The sequence below is a fragment of the Treponema sp. HNW genome (genome assembly GCF_050320395.1).
Classification (GTDB): Bacteria; Spirochaetota; Spirochaetia; order Treponematales; family Treponemataceae; genus Treponema_C.
Genome location: NZ_CP144459.1, coordinates 1038815 through 1058736 on the forward strand (window position 1 = coordinate 1038815; position 19922 = coordinate 1058736).

Consider the following 19922-nt stretch of genomic DNA (forward strand, 5'->3'; position numbering starts at 1 on the left):
AATGATTAATGAGAAACATAGGTTAAACTTTTTTTTATTCATCCTGTTGATTCTCGTAAGTTCGGCGGCATTGTGTATCGGAAGATACACAATGAATCCGCTGGATGTGCTGCGTTCGGCCTTTAATTACGGAAACAATCCCGCTTTGGATACGGTTATATGGACGGTACGCATGCCGCGTATTATCATGGCTGCCGTTGTAGGAGCGGGATTGTCCGCCGCCGGCTTAAGTTTGCAGGCGATGTTCGGCAATCCCCTGGTAAGCGCCCATGTGTTGGGCGTTTCCTACAGTGCCGGCTTCGGGGCGGCTTTCGGAATCTTGTTGTTTTCAAATTTTGTTTTGGTGGAAACAAGCTCTTTGTTGTTCGGCCTTTTCGGTATGGCTCTTACCTATCGGCTCAGTAAACGAAAAGGACAGCGCAGCACCTTAACTTTAGTTCTTGCCGGCATTATTGTAGGCGCCGCCTTTGAAGCTTTAACTTCATTGGTTAAATTCGTTGCCGATCCGGAATCGAAGCTGCCTGCCATTACGTATTGGCTTATGGGAAGTTTAGCGGGAGTATCGTATGACGATATTATTAAGGCCGTACCCTTTTTAGGAGCCGCCGTTTTTCTTTTATGGCTTTTACGCTGGCGGTTGAATGTACTTTCTTTAAGCCGTGAAGAAGCTTTATCGCTGGGCGTAAACCTTAATTTGACCAGAGCTTTAATTATTGCGGCTACTGCCGTTATTGCCGCCTTAACCGTTTCGCATTGCGGTGTAATCGGTTTTGTCGGTTTGGCGGTTCCCCACCTTTCGCGTATGATAATCGGAACCGATCATAAATACAATTGTTTAACGAGTATTTTGCTCGGAGCGGTATTTTTAATTGTCATAGATACGCTTGCCAGAAGCGTTACGGCTACGGAAATACCCCTGTCCATTTTGACTGCTTTGGTCGGCGCTCCCATTTTTGCAACCCTTTTAAATAAAAGCGGAGGCGGATGGTATGATTAAAATCGAAAATGTTTCGTTTGCGTATTCCGATAAATCGCCCCTGTTTGAAAACTTATCTTTCAGCATCGAGCGCGGACAAATACTTGCGGTGATGGGTTCAAACGGTATTGGAAAAACAACCCTCATAAAATGCATTATGGGCTTTCTCGGTTTTCAAAAGGGGAAGGTTTTTATCGGTGAAGACGAAAAAACAAGCGGTTTTTCCGATTCCCTATTTTGGACTAAGGTCGGTTATGTACCGCAGGCAAAAAAAAATGTTTTCGGCTACAAAGTACGGGAAATGGTTGTTATGGGACGCAATGCCTTTGTCGGCTTCGGAAGAACACCTTCGAAAGCCGATTATGCCTGTGCCGATGAAGCGTTGGATCGCTTGGGAATTGCCGCTTTACGGGATAAATCCTGCAATCAATTGAGCGGAGGACAACTCCAAATGGTGCTGATTGCGCGCGCTTTGGTTAAAAATCCGGATATATTGATTATGGATGAACCCGAATCGAATCTCGATATGCGAAATCAAATGCGGGTATTGGATACGGTCGAAAAACTTGCTCATGAAGATAAAAAAGCCGTTTTATTCAATACGCATTTTCCGGCAAACGCGCTTAAAATCTCCGACAAAGCCTTGTTTATGGGGCTAAAAAAATATCTTTTCGGAGATTCCGCCGCTATTATAACCGAAAAAAATATCCGCGACTTTTTTCATATTGACTGTTCGATATTGGATGTTCCGTTTGCAAACGGAAGCGTCCGCGGAATAGTTCCGCTTGCCGCGATATGATTACAGCACTTTTTATTTGACGTTTGCTTTTAAAAATCGTACATTCATAGTATGAATTACGATAAAATGACCGTTAAGGTTCAGGATGCCCTGCAAAGTGCGGGTACTCTTGCGCAGCAAAAAGACCACAGCGAAATCGGTGCGGAACACTTACTGTACGCCTTTCTTACGCAGGAAGGCGGCATTGTTCCGCCCCTTATCGAACGTATCGGCATTGCACCGGCTTCTCTTTTGCATGATGTTGAAGAACTTTTAACGCGCTGTCCGGTTATACACGGCAACGCTCAAATGGCGCTTTCTTCGGAGGCCGCAAAAATCCTTGCAAAGGCCGAACGCGAAGCTTCCGCTTTAAAAGACGAATATTTATCGGTTGAACATATTTTTTTGGCAATGCTCGTTTCAAGCGGAAGCGTTGCCGACCTTTTAAAAAAGCGCGGCATTACGCGCAATGCCGTTTTGGACGCTTTAAAAGCGGTGCGCGGCAATCAGCGTGTAACGAATCAGGATCCGGAAGCGACAATGCAAGCCTTGGATAAATACTGCCGCGACCTTACCGCCCTTGCGCGCCGGGAAAAAATAGATCCGGTTATCGGGCGCGACGAAGAAATCAGACGCGTTATGCAGGTTTTGAGCAGGCGCACAAAAAACAACCCCGTGCTTATAGGAGAGCCGGGCGTCGGAAAAACCGCCATTGTCGAAGGCCTTGCCCGCCGCATTGTCGCATCCGACGTACCCGACAGTTTAAAAAACAAACGGCTTCTTGCCCTCGATTTGGGTGCCCTTGTTGCGGGAGCAAAATTCCGCGGCGAATTTGAAGAGCGCTTAAAAGCCGTTATAAACGAAGTGCAAAAAAGCGAGGGCTCAATCATTCTCTTTATAGACGAGCTTCACACCCTTGTCGGAGCGGGAGCGACGGAGGGGGCTATGGATGCTTCCAATTTATTAAAGCCGGCTTTGGCGCGCGGAGAGCTCCGCGCAGTCGGAGCGACCACCCTCGACGAATACCGCAAATACATAGAAAAAGACGCCGCATTGGAGCGCCGTTTTCAGCAAGTGTACTGCGCCGAGCCTTCCGTAGAAGACACGATTGCGATTTTGCGCGGCTTACAGGAAAAGTACGAAGTACACCACGGCGTGCGTATCCGCGACGATGCCCTTGTTGCCGCCGCCGTTTTGTCGAACCGCTATATTACCAACCGCTTTTTACCGGATAAGGCCATAGACTTGGTGGATGAGGCGGCCAGTAAACTTAAAATGGAAATCGAAAGCCAGCCCACCGAGCTTGATCAGGAAGAGCGGAAAATCCTTCAACTTACGATAGAAAAACAGGCCTTAAGTAAAGAAAAAGATGCCGCTTCCCTTGAGCGCCTTGAAAAGCTGAATAAAGAATTGGCCGAACATACCGCGCGCCGCGACGCGATGAAAATGCAGTGGCAAAACGAAAAAGGCCGCATAGATACGGCACGCAAACTCAAAGAAGAACTCGAACAGCTTCATACCGACGAAGTGCGCTATACCCGCGAGGGCAATTTGGAAAAAGCCGCCGAATTAAAATACGGCCGTATTCCCGAAATAGAGCGGAAACTGCAAAAAGCCCTTGAAGAAGAAAATGCTCAAGCGGACGGCACAAGCGGTGCGGCCGCACAGGGATCGGCCGTTCAAGCGGCAAGTCCCGAACGCCTTTTGCGCCAGGAAGTGTCCGAAGAAGATATTGCGCGCATTGTGTCAACGTGGACGGGAATACCCGTGAGCAAAATGCTTGCAGGCGAAAAGCAAAAATACCTCGATTTGGAAAAAGTACTGCATAAGCGCGTTATCGGCCAGGAAAAAGCCGTTTCAGCCGTAGCCGACGCCATAAGGCGGAACCGCGCAGGCTTAAGCGACGAAAACCGCCCGCTGGGAAGCTTTTTGTTTATAGGCCCGACGGGTGTCGGCAAAACCGAATTGGCTAAAACCCTTGCCGACTTTTTATTCAACGACGAAAAAGCCCTTACGCGCATCGACATGAGCGAATATATGGAAAAGTTCAGCGTAAGCCGCCTTATCGGAGCGCCGCCGGGCTATGTCGGTTACGACGAAGGCGGCCAGTTAACCGAAGCCGTGCGCCGCCGGCCTTACAGCGTCGTTCTTTTTGACGAAATCGAAAAGGCGCACACGGACGTATTCAACGTGCTTTTGCAAGTGCTCGACGACGGCCGCTTAACCGACAGTCAGGGTAGGGTAGTGGACTTTAAAAACACGATTATCATTATGACAAGCAATATCGGAAGCGATTTGATTTTGCAAGCCGACACAAACGAAAAACTGAATGCGGCCGCTTCGGATATAGATGCGCTTTTAAAATCGCGCTTCCGTCCCGAGTTTTTAAACCGCATAGACGAAATAATTACGTTCAGCCGCCTTGACCGAAGCTGTATGGAATCCATTGTGCGCAACCAATTGGAACGCCTTGCAAAACGTTTTGCCGAGCGCCGCCAAACGCTGGACGTTTCCGACGAAGCGGTCGGCTGGCTTGCCGATACGGGCTACGATCCCCTGTTCGGTGCGCGCCCGGTAAAACGCGCCATTCAAACCTATTTGGAAAACCCGCTTGCAAAAAAAATCCTTGCAGGCGATTATCCTGAAGGAAGCACCGTGCGCGTCGTTAAGGGTGCCGGCGGCGGCTTGGATTTTGTCTAAAAAAACAAGCGAAGACTGTCTGAAAATTGAAGCTTCCGGACAGTTTCCGCCGCGCCCTTTTACTTTTGTATCTTCCGCGGGTGGGTCATGTTTTCGGGGTTTAAAATATCGTCAAGCTGCGTTCGCGTCAATAAACCCTGTTCCAATATAAGCTCGTATACGGAGCGTCCCGTTTTAAGGGCGGTTTTGGCGATTTCGGTAGCCGCTTCATAGCCTATAAACGGATTTACGGCGGTTACCAAACCTATGCTCTTGTAGACCATATCGCGGCACAGCTCGGTGTTTGCCGTAATGCCGTCTATACAGCGTGTGCGCAGGGTTTCCATAGCGCGGCACAGCATATCCTGCGATTGAAACAGGCTGAAGGCAATGATGGGCTCAAAAACATTTAATTCCAATTGTCCGGCTTCCGAGGCGAGGGTTACGCTTAAATCGTTTCCGATAACCTTAAAGGCGGTTTGGTTAACCGCTTCGGGAATAACCGGATTCACCTTTCCGGGCATAATGGACGAACCCGGCTGCACGGGCGGCAAATTTATTTCGTTTATGCCGCAGCGCGGCCCCGACGACAAAAGCCGTAAATCGTTGCAGATTTTGGAAAGTTTTAGGGCAAGCCGCTTTACCGAAGCCGAATACATAACAAAGGAGCCGGTGTCCTGCGTGGCTTCGATAAGGTTGGGCGATGAAACAAGGGGCATACCCGTAATGTTTTTTAAGTGCGCGGTTACTTTTTCAACATAACCCGGCTCGCTGTTTATGCCCGTGCCGATAGCCGTTGCTCCCATATTGATTTCCGAAAAAAGGCGGGCGTTTTCGTTTAAGCGCTCGACTTCTTCCGTGAGGGTTACCGCGTAAGCTTCGAAGGTTTGTCCGAGTGTCATCGGAACGGCGTCCTGTAACTGGGTGCGTCCCATCTTTAAAACCGAAGAAAACTCGGCCGCCTTTTTGCGCATAGAAGCGATGAGTCTTTGCAGTTCTTCTATTAAAGGTTTGTTTCCCGAATAAAGGGCGATTTTAACCGCGGTGGGGTAGGCGTCGTTTGTCGATTGGGACAGGTTCACGTGGTTGTTCGGGTGGCAGTATGTGTATTCGCCCTTTTTATGCCCCAACAGTTCCAAGGCACGGTTTGCAATCACTTCGTTTGCGTTCATGTTTGTCGACGTTCCCGCCCCGCCTTGAATCATATCGACAACAAATTCCTTATTGAATTTACCTTCGGCAACTTCTGCACAGGCTTTTTCTATAGCCTCACAGCGCGCCTTATCCAAAATACCCAGGTCGAAGTTTGCGCGGGCGGCCGCCGCCTTTACCCGGGCAAGGGCGTAAATCAGTTGCGGATATAAATTCAGTTTTATACCCGTTATCGAAAAGTTTTCAACGGCGCGCAGGGTTTGAATGCCGTAATAGGCTTCGTCCGGAACTTCGCGCTCTCCGAGTAAATCGTGTTCGGTTCTCATAGTCGTCGCTTCTCCTGTGCTCGATTTTGCTGTACATTACCGACTGTGCATGTCAACAGTGTAACGCGAAAAAAAGCAAAGTGCCAGAGGCATTTTTATATAAGTCATGACGGGCTGCATATGTGTTTTAAAAAACGCCCTCTTTTTAAATTTTTGACGCATTTATTTCAAAAAATGACGCTGGCATCAAGATTAAAGCAGTGATATACTGTACTGCACTACGCACTAAATTGTGCGATAATTATTCGTATCTCTTAGGAGGATTAAAATGAAAAAGAGTATTGCCCTTGTAACGGCATTATGTCTGGTTGTTACTCTTGCATTTGTCGGCTGTAAAAAAAAAGACAGCGTTGATCCGAATGCACCCGTAACCCTTTCGGTGTACATGCAGATGGATCTTGCAAACCCCCAATCCGCATATTGGCCCGTAACGGTTGAAGCTTTCCAAAAAAAATATCCGAATATCAAATTGGAATTCGAATATGTAAACGGTGAAGCTTTTCACGACAAGTTTCAGATAATGGCCGCTTCGGGCGATATTCCCGACGTATTTACCACCTATGCAGGCGCCCGCTCCGGTTACGTTTTGGACCGCGGCATGGTAAAAGATTTGCGTCCCTATCTTACCGACGATTTGAAAAAGAATTACAACCCCGCTATTTGGGAGCCGCAAGGCCCGAACGGTGAAATCTATATTATTTCCACCAACATGGCCGTATGTACCGCCGTTTATGTAAACCCCAAACTGCAAAAACAACTCGGCTTAACCACGCCCAAAACCCTCGATGAAATGATTGCACAGGTTCCGGTTATCCGTGCCGCAGGCTTAACTCCGCTTGCCTTTGCAAACAAGGGCCAGTGGCAGGCACAGTCCTTATTGCTGTCCATGCTTACCGACCGTATGGCCGGCAAAGCATGGTTCGACAAAGCTATGGCCGGTACGGCTAAATTCTCCGACAAGCAGTTTGTAGACGCCATCGCCGTTATCAAAAAGATGACCGATGCAAAGCTTTTCCCTCCGGGAGTAAACCAGCTTGAAGGTACCGCTTCATGGGGCGAATTCGTTGCCGATAAGGCGGTATACTTGTTGGACGCCGGCTGGCGCATTTCCGCCCTAAAAAAATCGGCAAAGCCCGAAGATTTTGAGCAGTATCAGGTTATCGCATTCCCCGCCGTTGCGGGAGAAGTTACCAAGGGTTCAAGTGCCGCAACGCTCGGTGAAAACTTCGGTATGAATGCAAAATTGGAAGGTGCAAAAGCCGATGCCGCATGGAAGTTTATCTCCTTTGTTTCCGGAAAAGAAGCATGCGAAATTCTTACCCGTTACGGAACCGTTACCACCTATAAGCTCGACCTTGCAAAATTCAATATCGACCAATTGAGTAAGCAATACATCGACCTCATCAACAACCAAACGATGGGTTATGTTATCGATGCGAAGATGGACGGCGAAGGCGTAAACGGTTTGCTTAACCCCGGTATTCAAGCGGTTATGATCGGTGAAAAAACGCCGGCACAGCTTGCAAACGAATACGAAGCATGGGTTGCCGCAAACGACAGCAACAGAAAAAAATAATCGATTGTGAAATAATCGATTGGGGTTGTCTAAAGAGTAATCGGCTTTTTAGGCAGCCCCTTATCACATTCAGGCGGTTGACAAATGACCTATATAGGGCAAAAACGGGCAAGTTATTTTTCTTTTTTACTGCCCGCCTTTATCATATATATCGGTATTATTATTTTTCCGGTATTGTTCAGTTTTTATCTCAGTTTTACAAAATGGAAGGGCTACGGAAAAATGGAATTTATCGGATTGGGCAACTATATCCGTATGTTTACCGACCCTGTTTTTTATATAGGACTGCGCAATAATATTGCAATTGTGTTGATTTCGGTGTTCGGCCAAATTCCTTTGGGCCTGTTACTTGCCTATATGCTGTACCGCAAAATGGTTAAAAACGCCGATATGTTTGAAGTGTTAATCTTTTTACCCATAACAATTTCATCGGTTATCGTCGCCCAGTTGTGGAACCGTATATTTTCTCCGGTGGGTATTGTGCCGGCTATTGTCAGGCATATAACGGGAAATCCCGATTATATTATGACGATATTCGAGCATCGGTATTTTGCAATAGTGCCTATTTTATTCGTACTGTTATGGCAGCATACGAGTTTATACATGGTTATTTTTTTAGCCAATTTGCAGCGCATACCCTACAGCGTTATTGAAGCCGCTCAGCTTGAAGGCGCAAAAGAGGGTACCGTTTTTATGCGCCTCATTGCTCCCATGCTCGCTCACGTTATTTTTATAAATACGATTCTTGCCGTTTCGGGCAGTTTTAAAAGTTTCGATTTGATTTACTCAATGACCGGCGGAGGGCCGGCTCATTTTACGGAAGTTATTGCCGTATATATGTATAATACAACCTTTGTATTCCAAAACTACGGCTACGGCAGCGCTCTTGCCGTAATTATTATTGTGTTTACCGTTATTGCCTTAGTTATAAGCCGTGCGGTAACAAAACGGTTTGACTATTAAGGCGGTGTGCACATGAAAACAACTTCACTTAGACAAAGTACATACGCTTGGCGCTTAAGCGCGTATATTCTTATGCTGCTTTTTGCCGTTTTAACTCTTTTTCCGTTAATATGGCTTTTTTATTCTTCATTTAAGCTTAATGCCGAAATTATGGTTCACCCCTTGGACCTTCCCAAAGCACCGACCATTGCAAACTATACGGAATCCTGGGCAAAGGGGCATTTGGGTATTGCCTTGGTAAACAGCTTTATTTATACGATAAGCGCCACCGTTTCGACCATGCTTTTAGCTATGGCGGCCGCCTTTGCGCTTACCAAATTTCCGTTTAAGTCGGCAAAGTTTTTTACTTCGGCCTTTGCCTTGGGCTTAATGATAAGCGTTCATGCGGTAATCATTCCGCTGTTTCAGCTTGAAGCAAAATTGGGAATTATCAATACCCGCTTGGGCGTTATTATTCCCTATATCGCCTTTGATTTGCCCCTGTCAGTTATGATTGCAATATCGTATGTGAGGGGAATCCCGAACGCTCTTATCGAATCGGCCGAAATAGACGGGGCAAAGTACCGCTATGTATTTTGGATGATGATAATGCCCCTGTCGGTTCCCGTGATTGCAACCATGGTTATTCTGTCTTTTTTAAGACATTGGAACGAGTTTTTATTTGTCTTTGTGTTTACGACAAAGGTCGGCTTAAAGAGCCTTCCCGTTGCGATTACGCAGTTTGCCGGCAGATTGAACATCGACTACGGTTTGCAGTATGCTTCGTTGGTTATCGGTGTATTGCCGATGATTTTATTTTATATTGTGTTTCATGCCCAGCTGATTAAAGGATTCGGCGAGGGCGCCTTAAAAGAGTAGGCTCGGCAAAGCATAAAACTTTGAGCCGATTGCTTGACTTTTTATCGGAGGTTTTTATATGAAAAAGCGTGTACTCGTCGGAGGAATGCACCACGAATCGGATACCTTTAATCCGATTACCACCGGCGAAAACGATATTTGGGTTATCCGCGGAAAGGAATTGATTGAATCGAAGGGACAAAGTTCGGTATGCGGAGCGATTGCAACGCTTAAAGAAGCCGGCTATGAAGTGCTTCCCGCACTGATTGCGCGCGCCGTCCCGAACGGCGAGTGGGACAAAGACTATTATCTTAAACTTAAAGCCGAGTTTTTACAGGCTGTAAAAGATGCTCTTCCCTTGGACGCCCTCTGCCTTTCGCTTCACGGTTCCATGCGCGTGCGCGGTATAGGAGAAGCCGAAGGGGACTTACTCGAAGATATACGCAAAATCTGCCCCGATATTCCGATTTTATCTTCGCTTGATATGCACGCGACTATTTCCGACAGAATGCTGCGCTATGTCGACGGCTATGTCGGCTATAAGTGCGCGCCCCACACGGACACCTACGAAACCGGAGTGCACGCCGCCCGTATGACAATCGATACCCTCGAAAAGGGAGCAAAACCCGTTTTGGAAGCGGTAAAAATCCCCTTTTTAATTGCGGGCGAACAGTCCGAAACAAGCGTCGAGCCGATGAAAAAACTTATAGCGGTATTGCGCGAGGTTGAAAAAGAAAGGGGCATTATGGCCGCTTCCTATTTACTCGGTTTTCCGTGGGCGGATACGGCCGACAACGGTGTTACGGCTATGGTTGTAGCCGACGGCGACAGGGAGCTTGCGCGCAAAAAGGCAAAAGAGCTTGCGCAGCTTTTTTGGGATACGAGAAGCGAATTCGGTTTTTACAACGAAACCCGCGAAACCGCCGACGCCCTCAAGCACACGAAATTGAGCATAGAAGAAGGCGTGTACCCTGTAGTGCTTTCCGACAGCGGCGATAACCCGACGGCCGGATCTTCCCAAGACGTAACGAATTTCCTCAAAGAAATTATGGCCGACTCTTATCTTTCGTCGCTTAACCCGCCCCTGTGCTATCAAGCCTTTTACGACCCCGCCCTTGTTGAAGCAGCCTTTAAAGCGGGTGAGGGCAGCATCGTTGAAGGAACGCTGGGCGCCGCCTTCGATACGGTAAAAAGCTCGCCGATAGCGGTAAAGGCGCGCGTAAAAAAGCTGTGTAAAGCATGGCCCGGCGCACAAAACAGCGATATGGCGCTTATCGATGTGCAGGGAATAGACGTTATCGTTACAAGTAAACACGTCGGCTGTTACGACCCGGAAATGATGAGGGCTTTGGGAATCGAGCCCGAACACTGCAAGGCGATTGTCGTAAAACTCGGCTACCTTGAACCGGAAATCAGGGCGATTGCAAAACGCTCCATGCTCGTCCTTACCGACGGCAGTACAAACGAAGTGTTTTCGCGCTTGGAATATAAGGAACTTCCCCGCCCGATATATCCTTTGGACAAGGATATGCACTGGAAAGCTTGATGCTTTTATAATCCTGTTGTAGAATATTACAGCGGGAGATAAAAATACAGGAAGAATTATGAAACGTATCGGTTTTGCAAGTATGAACGGCGGCACGGGTAAAAGTTCTTTGCTTATTATGACGGCAAATTGTTTGAGTGCCGCGGGTTTTCGTGTTTTGGTTATAGATATAACGATGAATAAATCCGTAAGTTTTTATTATCTTAATGCTGAAACAGAACAAGCAGTCGGTTATAAAAATATCGGTCTTGCCTTAAGCAAACCGGATAACAAACTTGACGATTATATTTTGTTGACCGATAAATTTCATGTTGATATAATTCCTGCGCCGTTCAATTCGGTTGAATTACGTAATTTGCCGTTACAGCATTTAACCGGCATGCTTGCCGAATTAAACGGTCAATACGATTTTGTTTTTATGGATTTGCAATCCGGATACGATGTTTCGGCTTTACATTTGTATAATGCTTCAGACCTTATTGTGCGACCTGTTCGCCCCTGTTTTTTCGATTTTTCTGCAGAAAGTTTTTTCCGCGATAGCAATGAAACCGTAATGAATAAAAATGACTGCCGCCTTTGTATCAACGGATACTCAGCCAATGAAAAAAGCAATGAAGTCTATGATGTTTCCGCTGCGGAAAAAGAATATATTGACCGTTTTTGTCAATCCTTTCAAACGGTTGTATCTTCAGCCTTTGTTCCGTTTACTTCGGCTGTGCGTGCAATTACCGATACCCGTAGAAATATGTTTTTGCGCGAAACCGGCAGTTTTGAAGTAGAGAAAGGGATTGTCGTACAGCCGGAGCTTTTTAATTCCGTATATAATCTTGCACAAATAATACACGGCGGACATTTTAATAAGCCTGAGGAATTTTAGTTTTTTTACCGTATTTATCTACACTTATGCAACCCCAAGTTGCGCATTTGCTCCGCTAAGTTGGTAGTGCAAAAGCGTAAAAGCGTATAAGATTAAAAGACGAGGTGAACATGAACTTTGCACAAAATCTTATACAATTACGCAAACAACGGGCTCTTTCGCAGGAAGAGCTTGCCGAAATCTTGGATGTGTCGCGTCAAGCGGTAAGTAAATGGGAAGCCGGAATCAATATGCCCGACATTCCCACTCCTTGTGCACATACACACGGGAAACGGCGCCCGATGTGCCCGCGGGATTATTGCAATCGGGAATATTGCATTCGGCCTTGTCGCGTTGGGAGGCATTTCATTGGGACTCTTTTCCTTCGGCGGCCTTTCAATCGGATTGCTGCTTGCCCTCGGCGGTGTGGCTGTAGGAGGCGTCAGCTTGGGCGGTCTTTCGATAGGCCTTGCGGCTTTCGGCGGCTGTGCCTTGGGCGCTTTGCCGCGGGAAAGGTGTTTGCCGCAGGGGGCGCCGCTTACGGTCCCGTATCTATCGGAGAAAATGTTGAAGCCGCTTTCAGGCTTACCGAACACACATCAAAAGAAGAAATAATCCGCTTCATAGAAGAACAGCTTCCCTCTGTTCCCGCTTCAATTTTAGTAAAATTATTCCGCTTTTTTCCGTAAAAAGTCTGTTTTTTTGTCATTCTCCACCTATATATATAGGTGGAGGTAAAAGTTATGTCCTATGTTTTTAAGACTGTAGATGAACTGACATTCACTGACGACTTCATGTTCGGCACAATTATGAAAAATCCGGAAATCTGCAAGGGTGTTATCGAACGTCTGTTACATATTAAGGTCGGCAAAATAGAATACCCGTCTTTACAAAAAACGATTGCCCCCTTCTATGAAAGTAAGGGAATCCGTCTGGATGTCTATGCGGCCGATGATGAACGCACCTTTGATATAGAAATGCAAACATCAACACGGCCCGCCCTTGCCAAACGCACTCGCTATTATCAAAGTCTTATGGATGTCGATAATCTGTTGACAGGACAGGGCTATGATGAGCTTAAAGAAAGCTATGTGATGTTTATCTGTCTTACGGACCCGTTTAAACAGGATTTACCTGTGTATACCTTCCGCAATGTCTGTAGCGAGAATAATGCTCTTTTTCTTGATGACAAATCCTACAAAGTGTTTTATAATGCAAGTGCATACGGCAGGGAAGTAAACAAGGAACTTCATGCTTTTTTAGAGTACCTGTGCAAAAAGCGGGCAACAAGCGATTTTACCAAAGATATAGACGAGCTTGTTGAAACGGCAAAGTTAAACGAACAATTCAGGAGTACCTATATGTCATTGAATATCCGTGAATACGATTTACGCAGAGAAGGACGTATTGAAGGTGAAGCCATCGGTTTTGATAGAGGTCGAAAGGACGGGCTTACCGAAGGTGCCCGTCAAAAAGCATTGGCAACAGCGGCCCTAATGAAAAAGGAAAATTGTGCGGCTGATTTTATCGGCAGGGTTACCGGGCTTTCGGAAGCCGAAATCGCAGAACTCTCCTAAAACTGACTCTTTTTGCAAAAAATCCTTACATTGTAAAAGCTATATCGTTGAAATTCTCTTTGTTTTTTCGAAGTATTACACTATTGTATAATTTTATCAAGATTATATAATGCATTACGGAGACAAATGGGATATGATGAAAGAGTTAGTCATTAAAGAAACAGGTATTTTTCTTTTTATGTTGTCGGTTTGTGCTTTTTTTTATGCGCAGGATACATATGAACGGCGGCTCGAAAAAAACAGCGAACGTATTTTTCTTGAGAATTATTATTATTCGGGAGAAAATGTGTGGGGAACATATGCGCTCATATATGTATATTGCGTTGACGGTTACTATGAATTAACCGATACCGATGTGGATTATCGAGTGATAGGTAATACACGATATTTTTTTTGTGCAAAGATTAAAAGCCCGGACAAAAAAGCATCGACAAAAATAGCGGATAAAAAATTACCGCTTGAAGATTTTATAAAAGAATATTTGCTAAAAATTGAGGGTAAAAAGTATTACATGCTTCGTGATGATTTGAGGGATCCGTTATTTAGTTCCTTAGATGAGATAAATGCAGTATTATTTGCTGCACAACATAACTACGATTTTCTTCTTTTGGGCGAGGACGGAAGAGGTATATACTTATATTTACCGAAAGATTATCCGAAAATAAAAAAACGAAGGAGAAAATAAAAATCGGGTGAACCGTATAGGCTCGTATCCGCACATATTCTACCGTTTTACCGTTCTTTTCACCGTTACCCTTCCAGCGTCAGCGCTATGCTATCGGGTATAAGTTCTCCGCGTTCCAAGGGATTTCCGACGGTGGAAAGTTCCAATGTGCAAAACGGGCGGTTCGGCAAGCGGTATTCGGAGTGTATAATACCGCGCGTTTTTCCTTTTCGAAGCGGAAAATATATGCGCGTGTCGTCGTCTTCAAAGCACAGTTTAATGTCTTCTTTAAGCGGAGAAACGCATGTCCAGCCTAACATACGGGTACGCTCGTCATTTTCGGGCGGTGTTTCCAAGCGCCAGCGCTTACCGGTTACAATGGGGCGCAAACCGTAGTATTCTTCGCCCGTATAACGGAAGAGGTTTGTGCATATATTCAGTATAAAAGAGCCGTCTTTTTCGGCTTTAATAAGGGGAGGCTGCCGTGCTCCGCTGTCCGATTCTCGTGCAGAGGAGTTTTGGGCACCGCCGGCAGCGGACGGGCCGGAAGCCGAACCGGTAAAATCGCGGACGGGTAGGGGGCTTTCTTTTAAAGAGCGGCCTATGCCTTCCAATACTTCTTTTTCAAAGGGAATAACCCTTCCCGTATTGTCCGGCCCTATGTTCAATAAATAATTGCCGCCGCCCGATACCACCCGGCGCAGGCTTTCGGCTAATTCCGCCGTTTTTTCGTCCGCACTGCCGCGTTCCTGCCAACTTTTATAGCCCCATGTTTCCTTATAAATCGAAGCAGGCGTTTGCCATGGCACATTCAATTCGTATTCGTCCAAGGGCAATTCCGGTAGTTCGTTATCGGGCATGGTTGCAAAGTCGCCCATATCGTTCCATATACGGCCGTTAATCATAATATGCTTTTGAAGCGAATGAACAAGCTTTTTAATTTCTGTTGACTGTTCGGCGGTAGGATGTCCCATATCTAGCCATAACTCGCAGATATCGCCGTAATTCGTCAACAATTCGGTTAATTGGGCGAGATTGTATTCGTGGTGTTTCGGCGGTATTCGGTCGGAATTATGGGCACTTATCGGGAGGGCATCGGGGCAGTGCCAGTCGATGAGTGAAAAATACAAGCCGAATGCAAGACCTTCTTTTTTACAGGCGGCGGCAAGTTCGGCAACGATGTCGCGCTTACATGCGGCGTTCACGGAATTGTAATCGGTTGTCTTTGTATTAAAGAGGCAAAAGCCGTCGTGGTGTTTTGAGGTGAGCACTATATAGCGCATGCCGGCCGCTTTTGCAAGGCGGGCGATATCCTCGGCGTTAAAGTCCGGTATACGGAACTCGTGCATTAACGCTTCGTAGTCGGCTTGCGGAAGTTCCCCGTGCGAAAGTATTTGCTCGCAATAGCCCCGTTTTACGGGCTTACCCTTCCAACAGCCGCCTGCAAGCGAATAGAGGCCGAAGTGAATAAACATGCCGAATTGCAGGTTTTGCCAGTTTTGTATTCTATGCAGCTGTTCGGCCGAATATAAGTTTTTTTTCATAGTATGCTCCGAATAACGCTTATTATAATCGATTCAATATAAACCGTAACCGTATTATAAGCTTATTTTACATTATGCAACAGGGGCAAAATGTTTTTTTCGGTAAATGACCTGTTTTAAAAAAAACGCCCCTTAATAAGGCTTGCACACGATACCGCTTTTTATGCGGCATGCTGTGCCGTGTATTCCGAAAAGAGCTTAGTTGACAATTTTTTTGTTTTTTTTTATTTTGTGTTACGGAGTTTTTCGGCTCCGTTACACAAAAAGATTTCTTACTCAGAGGAGTACCCCGTATGACTGCAAAAGAAAAAAAAGTCGGCGCACCGCACAAATTGTTTTCCATTCGAAAAAAGCTGCTTATTATTTTCGGCCTTTTGGTTTTTACAGCCGGTTCGATACAAGGCGTTTTAGCGGTGAGAACCGCGAGAAAAGCCGTAACGGAAAAAATCGAAACTCATCTTATAGATAAGGCGGCCGATACGGCGGAAATATTGGACGGCAGAATAACCGCTTTTTTCCAATTTTTTGAAGGAATAGCCCGTATGCCGATACTTACGGATCCGTCGTATTCATATCTTGAAAAGACGGAATTTCTCAAACGCGAAATAGCATTTAATGAAGCCGTATTGGAATTGGATATTACCGATATAGAGGGCAACAGGCATACGAACAGCGGAGTCGTTATTCCGGTAAGCGACCGGGAATGGTTTAAGTCGGCAATTGCGGGTAAAAACTTTTTTTCCGAACCGCTTATTTCCCGTACCGGCTCCCGGGATTTGGTAGGTGTTTTTGCCGTTCCGATTTATGATGAAAACCGCAGAGTTGCCGCTATTTTGGCAGGAAGCGTCAACGGTTTGTGGCTTACCGAATCCATTGACGATATCGTAGTCGGTAAAACCGGTGAAGCGTATGTACTGGGAGTTACGGGAACGACAATTGCATATAAAGATATACAGTGGGTTAAAGAACAGCGAAACGCTTCGGTATTGGCACAAAAGGATTCCTCTCTTGCCACCCTTGCCGCATTTGAACAAAGCGCCGTTTCCGCCCGTGCTTCCGATGTGGATTTATTTTGGTATGAAAATGTACAGTATATCGCTTCTTTTGCCAAATTGAAAACCACCGGCTGGACATTGGTAATAATGGCTCCCGTGGAAGAATTTTTGGGAACAATACATGATTTGCGTCTTTCACTGGTAATTACGGGATTCATCATTTTAGCTGTTGTGCTTTTGATTATCTTTTTGATTGCACGGGAAATGGTAAAGCCCGTTGCAGGTGTCGCCGATGCGCTTAAAAATATTGCACAAGGTGAAGGCGATTTAACCGTCCGGCTGCCGATTCAGGGTAACGATGAAGTAAGCGAATTGGCGCGGTATTTTAACCGGACAATCGAAAAAATAGGGGTATCCATAAAGTCTGTCGGCGGGAATACCCGAACTATGCAAAGTATAGGCACCGAACTTTCCAGCAATATGATCGAAACGGCAAGCGCCATAAATCAAATCAGTGCGAATATTGACGGCATTAAACAGCAGGCAATGACACAAGCCGAGAGCGTTGCCGTAACGGCCGAAAACGTCGGCGAAATTATAAGTACCATAAAGCAATTAAACGGCAGTATCGAAACGCAAGCGGCGAGCGTTGCCCAATCTTCTTCGGCAATAGAGCAAATGGTTGCCAATATTGCATCGATTACGCAGACGCTCGGTAAAAGCGACAGTGTTATTAAAGATTTGGCATCCGCGACTGCGGCAGGTAAGGAAACCTTATCGAGTTCAAATGCGATAACGCAAAAAATTGCCGAAGAATCGGGCAGTTTGATAGAAGCTTCCAATGTTATTCAGCATATTGCCGGTCAAACAAACTTATTGGCTATGAATGCGGCTATCGAAGCCGCTCATGCAGGCGAAGCGGGGAAGGGTTTTGCGGTTGTTGCCGATGAAATCCGTAAACTTGCCGAAGAATCTTCCGTGCAGGGAAAAACGATAACATCGACATTAAAAACACTGTCCGGTGAAATAGAAACGCTTTCCGCTTCTTCCAAAACCGTAGAAGAAAAATTCAATGCGATTTTTTCTTTGGCCGAAAATGTTAAAACAATGAGCAGCCGTTTAACCGAAGCTATGTATGAGCAGGAAAAGGGCAGTAAAGAAGTTCTTGCGGCAATCCGCGACATCAATGCGGTAACGGTTGAAGTAAAAGAAGGTTCGGACGAAATGCTGCGCGGCGGTGAGGGTATTGCACACGAGATGGATAAACTGGACGGTTTAACCCGTATTATTACAGGCAGCATGAACGAAATGGCCGCCGGAGCCGTTCAAATAAATAATGCCGTACAGGAAGTGAATGAAATTACGCAAAAAAATAAACAGAGTATCGAAAGTCTTGTACGGGAAGTGGAAAAATTTAAAGTGTAAGCCCCGATTTTATTAAAGGCGTTTATTTTTTTATAATAAACGCCTTGTTTTTTTAAAAATGCCTCATCTTTTTATATAAGCATACCCGATTTTAAAATATCGACGCTTTCAAAATACGCATTCCGATGTAATACTGTATCTATGCTCGATAAGAAGTTTAAACAAAAAGTATGCGCGCATTGGCAGTTTTACCTCATTGTTGCGCTTCCGATGATTTATTTTATTTTGTTCAAGTACATTCCCATGTACGGTATTTTGCTTGCCTTTAAAAAGTACCGTGTATCTAAGGGCATTTGGGGCAGTCCCTGGGTCGGCTTAAATCAATTTATCAAGTTTTTCAGCAACCCGTCGGCCCTGCAAATTATGTGGAATACCTTTATTTTAAGTATGTACGCCCTTTTTGCGTCGATTCCCCTTGCCGTTATTATGGCCCTTGCGTTGAACGAAACGCAAAGTAAAGCATGGCGTAAATCGGTGCAAATGATAACCTACGCCCCGTATTTTATATCGACGGTCGTTATGGTTTCGATTTTGATGCAGTTTATGAATCCCGCCCTCGGCCTTTTCAACGTAATACGCGGTTATTTGGGCTTGGAAGCGCGCAACTTTATGGGCGAGCCGGGCCTCTTCCGTCATATTTATGTATGGTCGGCTTTGTGGCAAAACACGGGTTACAACGCGATTATCTACCTTGCCGCCCTTACTTCGATTAACCCCGAACTGTATGAAGCCGCCCGCGTAGACGGCGTAAATAAATTTCAAAAAATATGGCACGTTGATTTACCCGGCATAAAAAGCACGATTGTCATTATGTTTATTTTGAACATGGGCTTTGTTATGAGCTTGGGCTTTGAAAAAGCTTTTTTAATGCAAAACCCTTTAAACTTGGAAACGGCCGAAATTATGTCGACCTATGTGTATAAAATGGGTTTGGTAAACAGCGATTTCAGCTATTCGACGGCAATCGGTGTTATCAATTCGATTATAAACGTATGCCTTATTCTTTTATTCAATAAATTGGCAAAGGCAAAAAAAGATGAGGGCGGATTATGGTAAATAAATCAAAACCGGTTTCACGGGTACGCGAAATACGCGCCGACCGTATCTTCAATCTTATAAACAACGTATTTTTACTTTTGTGTTTTGTAACGGTTTTATATCCGCTTATCTATATTGTTTCCAGTTCGTTCAGTTCGCCCCAAGCGGTTATCGCACACAAGGTATGGCTTTTTCCGGTAGATTTCGACACGATAAGCTACAAGGCGGTTTTTGCGAATAAGGATATCGTTTCAGGTTATATGAACTCGATTATTTATGTTGCGCTGGGAACCTTTATGAGTGTGTCGCTTTCGATGCTGCTTGCCTATCCGCTTTCGCGTAAAGAATTTTACGGGCGGAACTTCGTTACCAAATTCATTATGGTAACCATGCTGTTTTCGGGCGGCCTTATTCCCCTGTACCTTGTTGTAAAAAATATCGGATTGTACAATACGCGCTGGGCTTTGGTGCTGCCGAATGCGGTAAACGTATGGAACGTAATTATTGCGCGCACCTTTTTGCAGGAAACCATTACAAACGAATTGTACGATGCCGCCCAAATCGACGGCTGTTCGGATTTGCGCTTTTTTTTCGAAATCGTCATCCCCTTATCGGGGGCAATCATTGCGGTTTTGGCTTTGTTTTACGCGGTTGTATTGTGGAACAGCTATTTCGACGCCCTTGTGTTTTTGCAGGATAAAAAGCTGTATCCCTTACAGATTGTGCTGCGTAACATCTTGATTGTAAACAGAACGGACCCGAGTATGCTTTCGGATGTTGAAGCCGCCGCCCGTACTCAGGGCTTGGCCGAAACGATAAAGTACGCCCTCATTGTGGTAGCCAGCGTTCCGCTTTTGGTTTTATATCCCTTTGTACAAAAACACTTTGTTAAGGGCGTTATGATAGGCTCGGTAAAAGGCTGAGCTCGGCAGTGCCGAGTAGCAGAGGCGCACTGAAACGTGTCGCTGTGCCGAATAAAATGCAAACTTC

The 19922-nt window shown here is 45.7% G+C and carries 16 protein-coding genes and 1 pseudogene; 15 read left to right on the top strand and 2 right to left on the bottom strand.

Annotation, left to right across the window (positions count from 1 at the left end; translation table 11 throughout):
• The first annotated feature begins 1 nt into the window (after position 1).
• From V1L52_RS04855 to clpB, 3 genes are read left to right on the top strand one after another with little or no spacing between them, the layout of a single operon-like run.
• Positions 2 to 997 carry a FecCD family ABC transporter permease gene (locus V1L52_RS04855; protein WP_428771179.1) on the top strand — a complete coding sequence of 332 codons (996 nt, stop codon included), beginning with the start codon at positions 2 to 4 and terminating at the stop codon, positions 995 to 997.
• Positions 990 to 1775, top strand: coding sequence for an ABC transporter ATP-binding protein (locus tag V1L52_RS04860; protein ID WP_428771181.1), 786 nt, complete (start codon positions 990 to 992; stop codon positions 1773 to 1775). The genes V1L52_RS04855 and V1L52_RS04860 overlap by 8 nt, the downstream gene beginning before the upstream one ends.
• A gap of 51 nt (positions 1776 to 1826) precedes the next feature.
• Positions 1827 to 4454, top strand: a complete 2628-nt coding sequence (clpB, locus tag V1L52_RS04865) for an ATP-dependent chaperone ClpB (RefSeq protein WP_428771183.1) — start codon at positions 1827 to 1829, stop codon at positions 4452 to 4454.
• A 59-nt stretch (positions 4455 to 4513) separates the two neighbouring features.
• Here clpB and aspA read toward each other — a convergent pair whose 3' ends face one another.
• A complete protein-coding gene (gene aspA / locus V1L52_RS04870; protein ID WP_428771185.1) occupies positions 4514 to 5911 on the bottom strand; it encodes an aspartate ammonia-lyase in 1398 nt (465 codons plus the stop codon).
• A 268-nt stretch (positions 5912 to 6179) separates the two neighbouring features.
• On the opposite strand from aspA, the gene V1L52_RS04875 reads away from it, so the two are divergent.
• From V1L52_RS04875 to V1L52_RS04915, 9 genes and pseudogenes are all read left to right on the top strand, one after another.
• Positions 6180 to 7487: an ABC transporter substrate-binding protein gene (locus V1L52_RS04875; RefSeq protein WP_428771187.1), complete on the top strand. Its 1308-nt coding sequence runs from the start codon at positions 6180 to 6182 to the stop codon at positions 7485 to 7487.
• 84 nt (positions 7488 to 7571) lie between these two features.
• A complete protein-coding gene (locus tag V1L52_RS04880) occupies positions 7572 to 8450 on the top strand; it encodes a carbohydrate ABC transporter permease (protein WP_428771189.1) in 879 nt (292 codons plus the stop codon).
• A 12-nt stretch (positions 8451 to 8462) separates the two neighbouring features.
• Entirely contained in the window at positions 8463 to 9308 is an 846-nt protein-coding gene (locus V1L52_RS04885; RefSeq protein WP_428771191.1) for a carbohydrate ABC transporter permease, read from the top strand.
• 58 nt (positions 9309 to 9366) lie between these two features.
• Positions 9367 to 10833 carry a M81 family metallopeptidase gene (locus tag V1L52_RS04890; protein WP_428771193.1) on the top strand — a complete coding sequence of 489 codons (1467 nt, stop codon included), beginning with the start codon at positions 9367 to 9369 and terminating at the stop codon, positions 10831 to 10833.
• A gap of 58 nt (positions 10834 to 10891) precedes the next feature.
• Positions 10892 to 11710, top strand: a complete 819-nt coding sequence (locus V1L52_RS04895; protein WP_428771195.1) for a ParA family protein — start codon at positions 10892 to 10894, stop codon at positions 11708 to 11710.
• 110 nt (positions 11711 to 11820) lie between these two features.
• A pseudogene (locus tag V1L52_RS04900) lies at positions 11821 to 11901 on the top strand (hypothetical protein); the annotation flags it as partial.
• Between the two features lie 61 nt (positions 11902 to 11962).
• Entirely contained in the window at positions 11963 to 12304 is a 342-nt protein-coding gene (locus tag V1L52_RS04905) for a hypothetical protein (RefSeq protein WP_428771865.1), read from the top strand.
• Positions 12305 to 12432: 128 nt separating this feature from the next.
• The gene (locus tag V1L52_RS04910) at positions 12433 to 13266 is read left to right on the top strand and encodes an Rpn family recombination-promoting nuclease/putative transposase (protein ID WP_428771197.1); all 834 of its coding nucleotides are present in this window, start codon (positions 12433 to 12435) and stop codon (positions 13264 to 13266) included.
• 286 nt (positions 13267 to 13552) lie between these two features.
• Complete coding sequence (locus V1L52_RS04915) at positions 13553 to 13951, top strand: hypothetical protein (protein WP_428771199.1); 399 nt, start codon at positions 13553 to 13555, stop codon at positions 13949 to 13951.
• A 65-nt stretch (positions 13952 to 14016) separates the two neighbouring features.
• Here the strand turns inward: V1L52_RS04915 and V1L52_RS04920 are convergent, their stop codons facing one another.
• Positions 14017 to 15474 (bottom strand): alpha-L-fucosidase, encoded by a 1458-nt coding sequence (locus V1L52_RS04920; RefSeq protein ID WP_428771201.1) that lies wholly within the window; start codon positions 15472 to 15474, stop codon positions 14017 to 14019.
• A gap of 293 nt (positions 15475 to 15767) precedes the next feature.
• On the opposite strand from V1L52_RS04920, the gene V1L52_RS04925 reads away from it, so the two are divergent.
• From V1L52_RS04925 to V1L52_RS04935, 3 genes are all read left to right on the top strand, one after another.
• Complete coding sequence (locus V1L52_RS04925; protein ID WP_428771203.1) at positions 15768 to 17894, top strand: methyl-accepting chemotaxis protein; 2127 nt, start codon at positions 15768 to 15770, stop codon at positions 17892 to 17894.
• 141 nt (positions 17895 to 18035) lie between these two features.
• Positions 18036 to 18950, top strand: a complete 915-nt coding sequence (locus V1L52_RS04930; protein ID WP_428771205.1) for an ABC transporter permease — start codon at positions 18036 to 18038, stop codon at positions 18948 to 18950.
• Entirely contained in the window at positions 18944 to 19855 is a 912-nt protein-coding gene (locus V1L52_RS04935; RefSeq protein WP_428771207.1) for a carbohydrate ABC transporter permease, read from the top strand. Before V1L52_RS04930 ends, V1L52_RS04935 begins: the two co-directional genes overlap by 7 nt.
• Positions 19856 to 19922: the final 67 nt, after the last annotated feature.

Excerpts from the sequence above, each read along its gene's own strand:
- V1L52_RS04930 (WP_428771205.1), top strand. The coding sequence starts at position 18,036 with ATGCTCGATAAGAAGTTTAAACAAAAAGTATGCGCGCATTGGCAGTTT.
- V1L52_RS04875 (WP_428771187.1), top strand. The coding sequence starts at position 6,180 with ATGAAAAAGAGTATTGCCCTTGTAACGGCATTATGTCTGGTTGTTACT.
- aspA (WP_428771185.1), bottom strand. The coding sequence starts at position 5,911 with ATGAGAACCGAACACGATTTACTCGGAGAGCGCGAAGTTCCGGACGAA.
- V1L52_RS04910 (WP_428771197.1), top strand. The coding sequence starts at position 12,433 with ATGTCCTATGTTTTTAAGACTGTAGATGAACTGACATTCACTGACGAC.
- V1L52_RS04860 (WP_428771181.1), top strand. The coding sequence starts at position 990 with ATGATTAAAATCGAAAATGTTTCGTTTGCGTATTCCGATAAATCGCCC.
- V1L52_RS04925 (WP_428771203.1), top strand. The coding sequence starts at position 15,768 with ATGACTGCAAAAGAAAAAAAAGTCGGCGCACCGCACAAATTGTTTTCC.
- V1L52_RS04920 (WP_428771201.1), bottom strand. The coding sequence starts at position 15,474 with ATGAAAAAAAACTTATATTCGGCCGAACAGCTGCATAGAATACAAAAC.
- V1L52_RS04880 (WP_428771189.1), top strand. The coding sequence starts at position 7,572 with ATGACCTATATAGGGCAAAAACGGGCAAGTTATTTTTCTTTTTTACTG.
- V1L52_RS04855 (WP_428771179.1), top strand. The coding sequence starts at position 2 with ATGATTAATGAGAAACATAGGTTAAACTTTTTTTTATTCATCCTGTTG.
- V1L52_RS04895 (WP_428771195.1), top strand. The coding sequence starts at position 10,892 with ATGAAACGTATCGGTTTTGCAAGTATGAACGGCGGCACGGGTAAAAGT.
- clpB (WP_428771183.1), top strand. The coding sequence starts at position 1,827 with ATGAATTACGATAAAATGACCGTTAAGGTTCAGGATGCCCTGCAAAGT.
- V1L52_RS04890 (WP_428771193.1), top strand. The coding sequence starts at position 9,367 with ATGAAAAAGCGTGTACTCGTCGGAGGAATGCACCACGAATCGGATACC.
- V1L52_RS04885 (WP_428771191.1), top strand. The coding sequence starts at position 8,463 with ATGAAAACAACTTCACTTAGACAAAGTACATACGCTTGGCGCTTAAGC.
- V1L52_RS04935 (WP_428771207.1), top strand. The coding sequence starts at position 18,944 with ATGGTAAATAAATCAAAACCGGTTTCACGGGTACGCGAAATACGCGCC.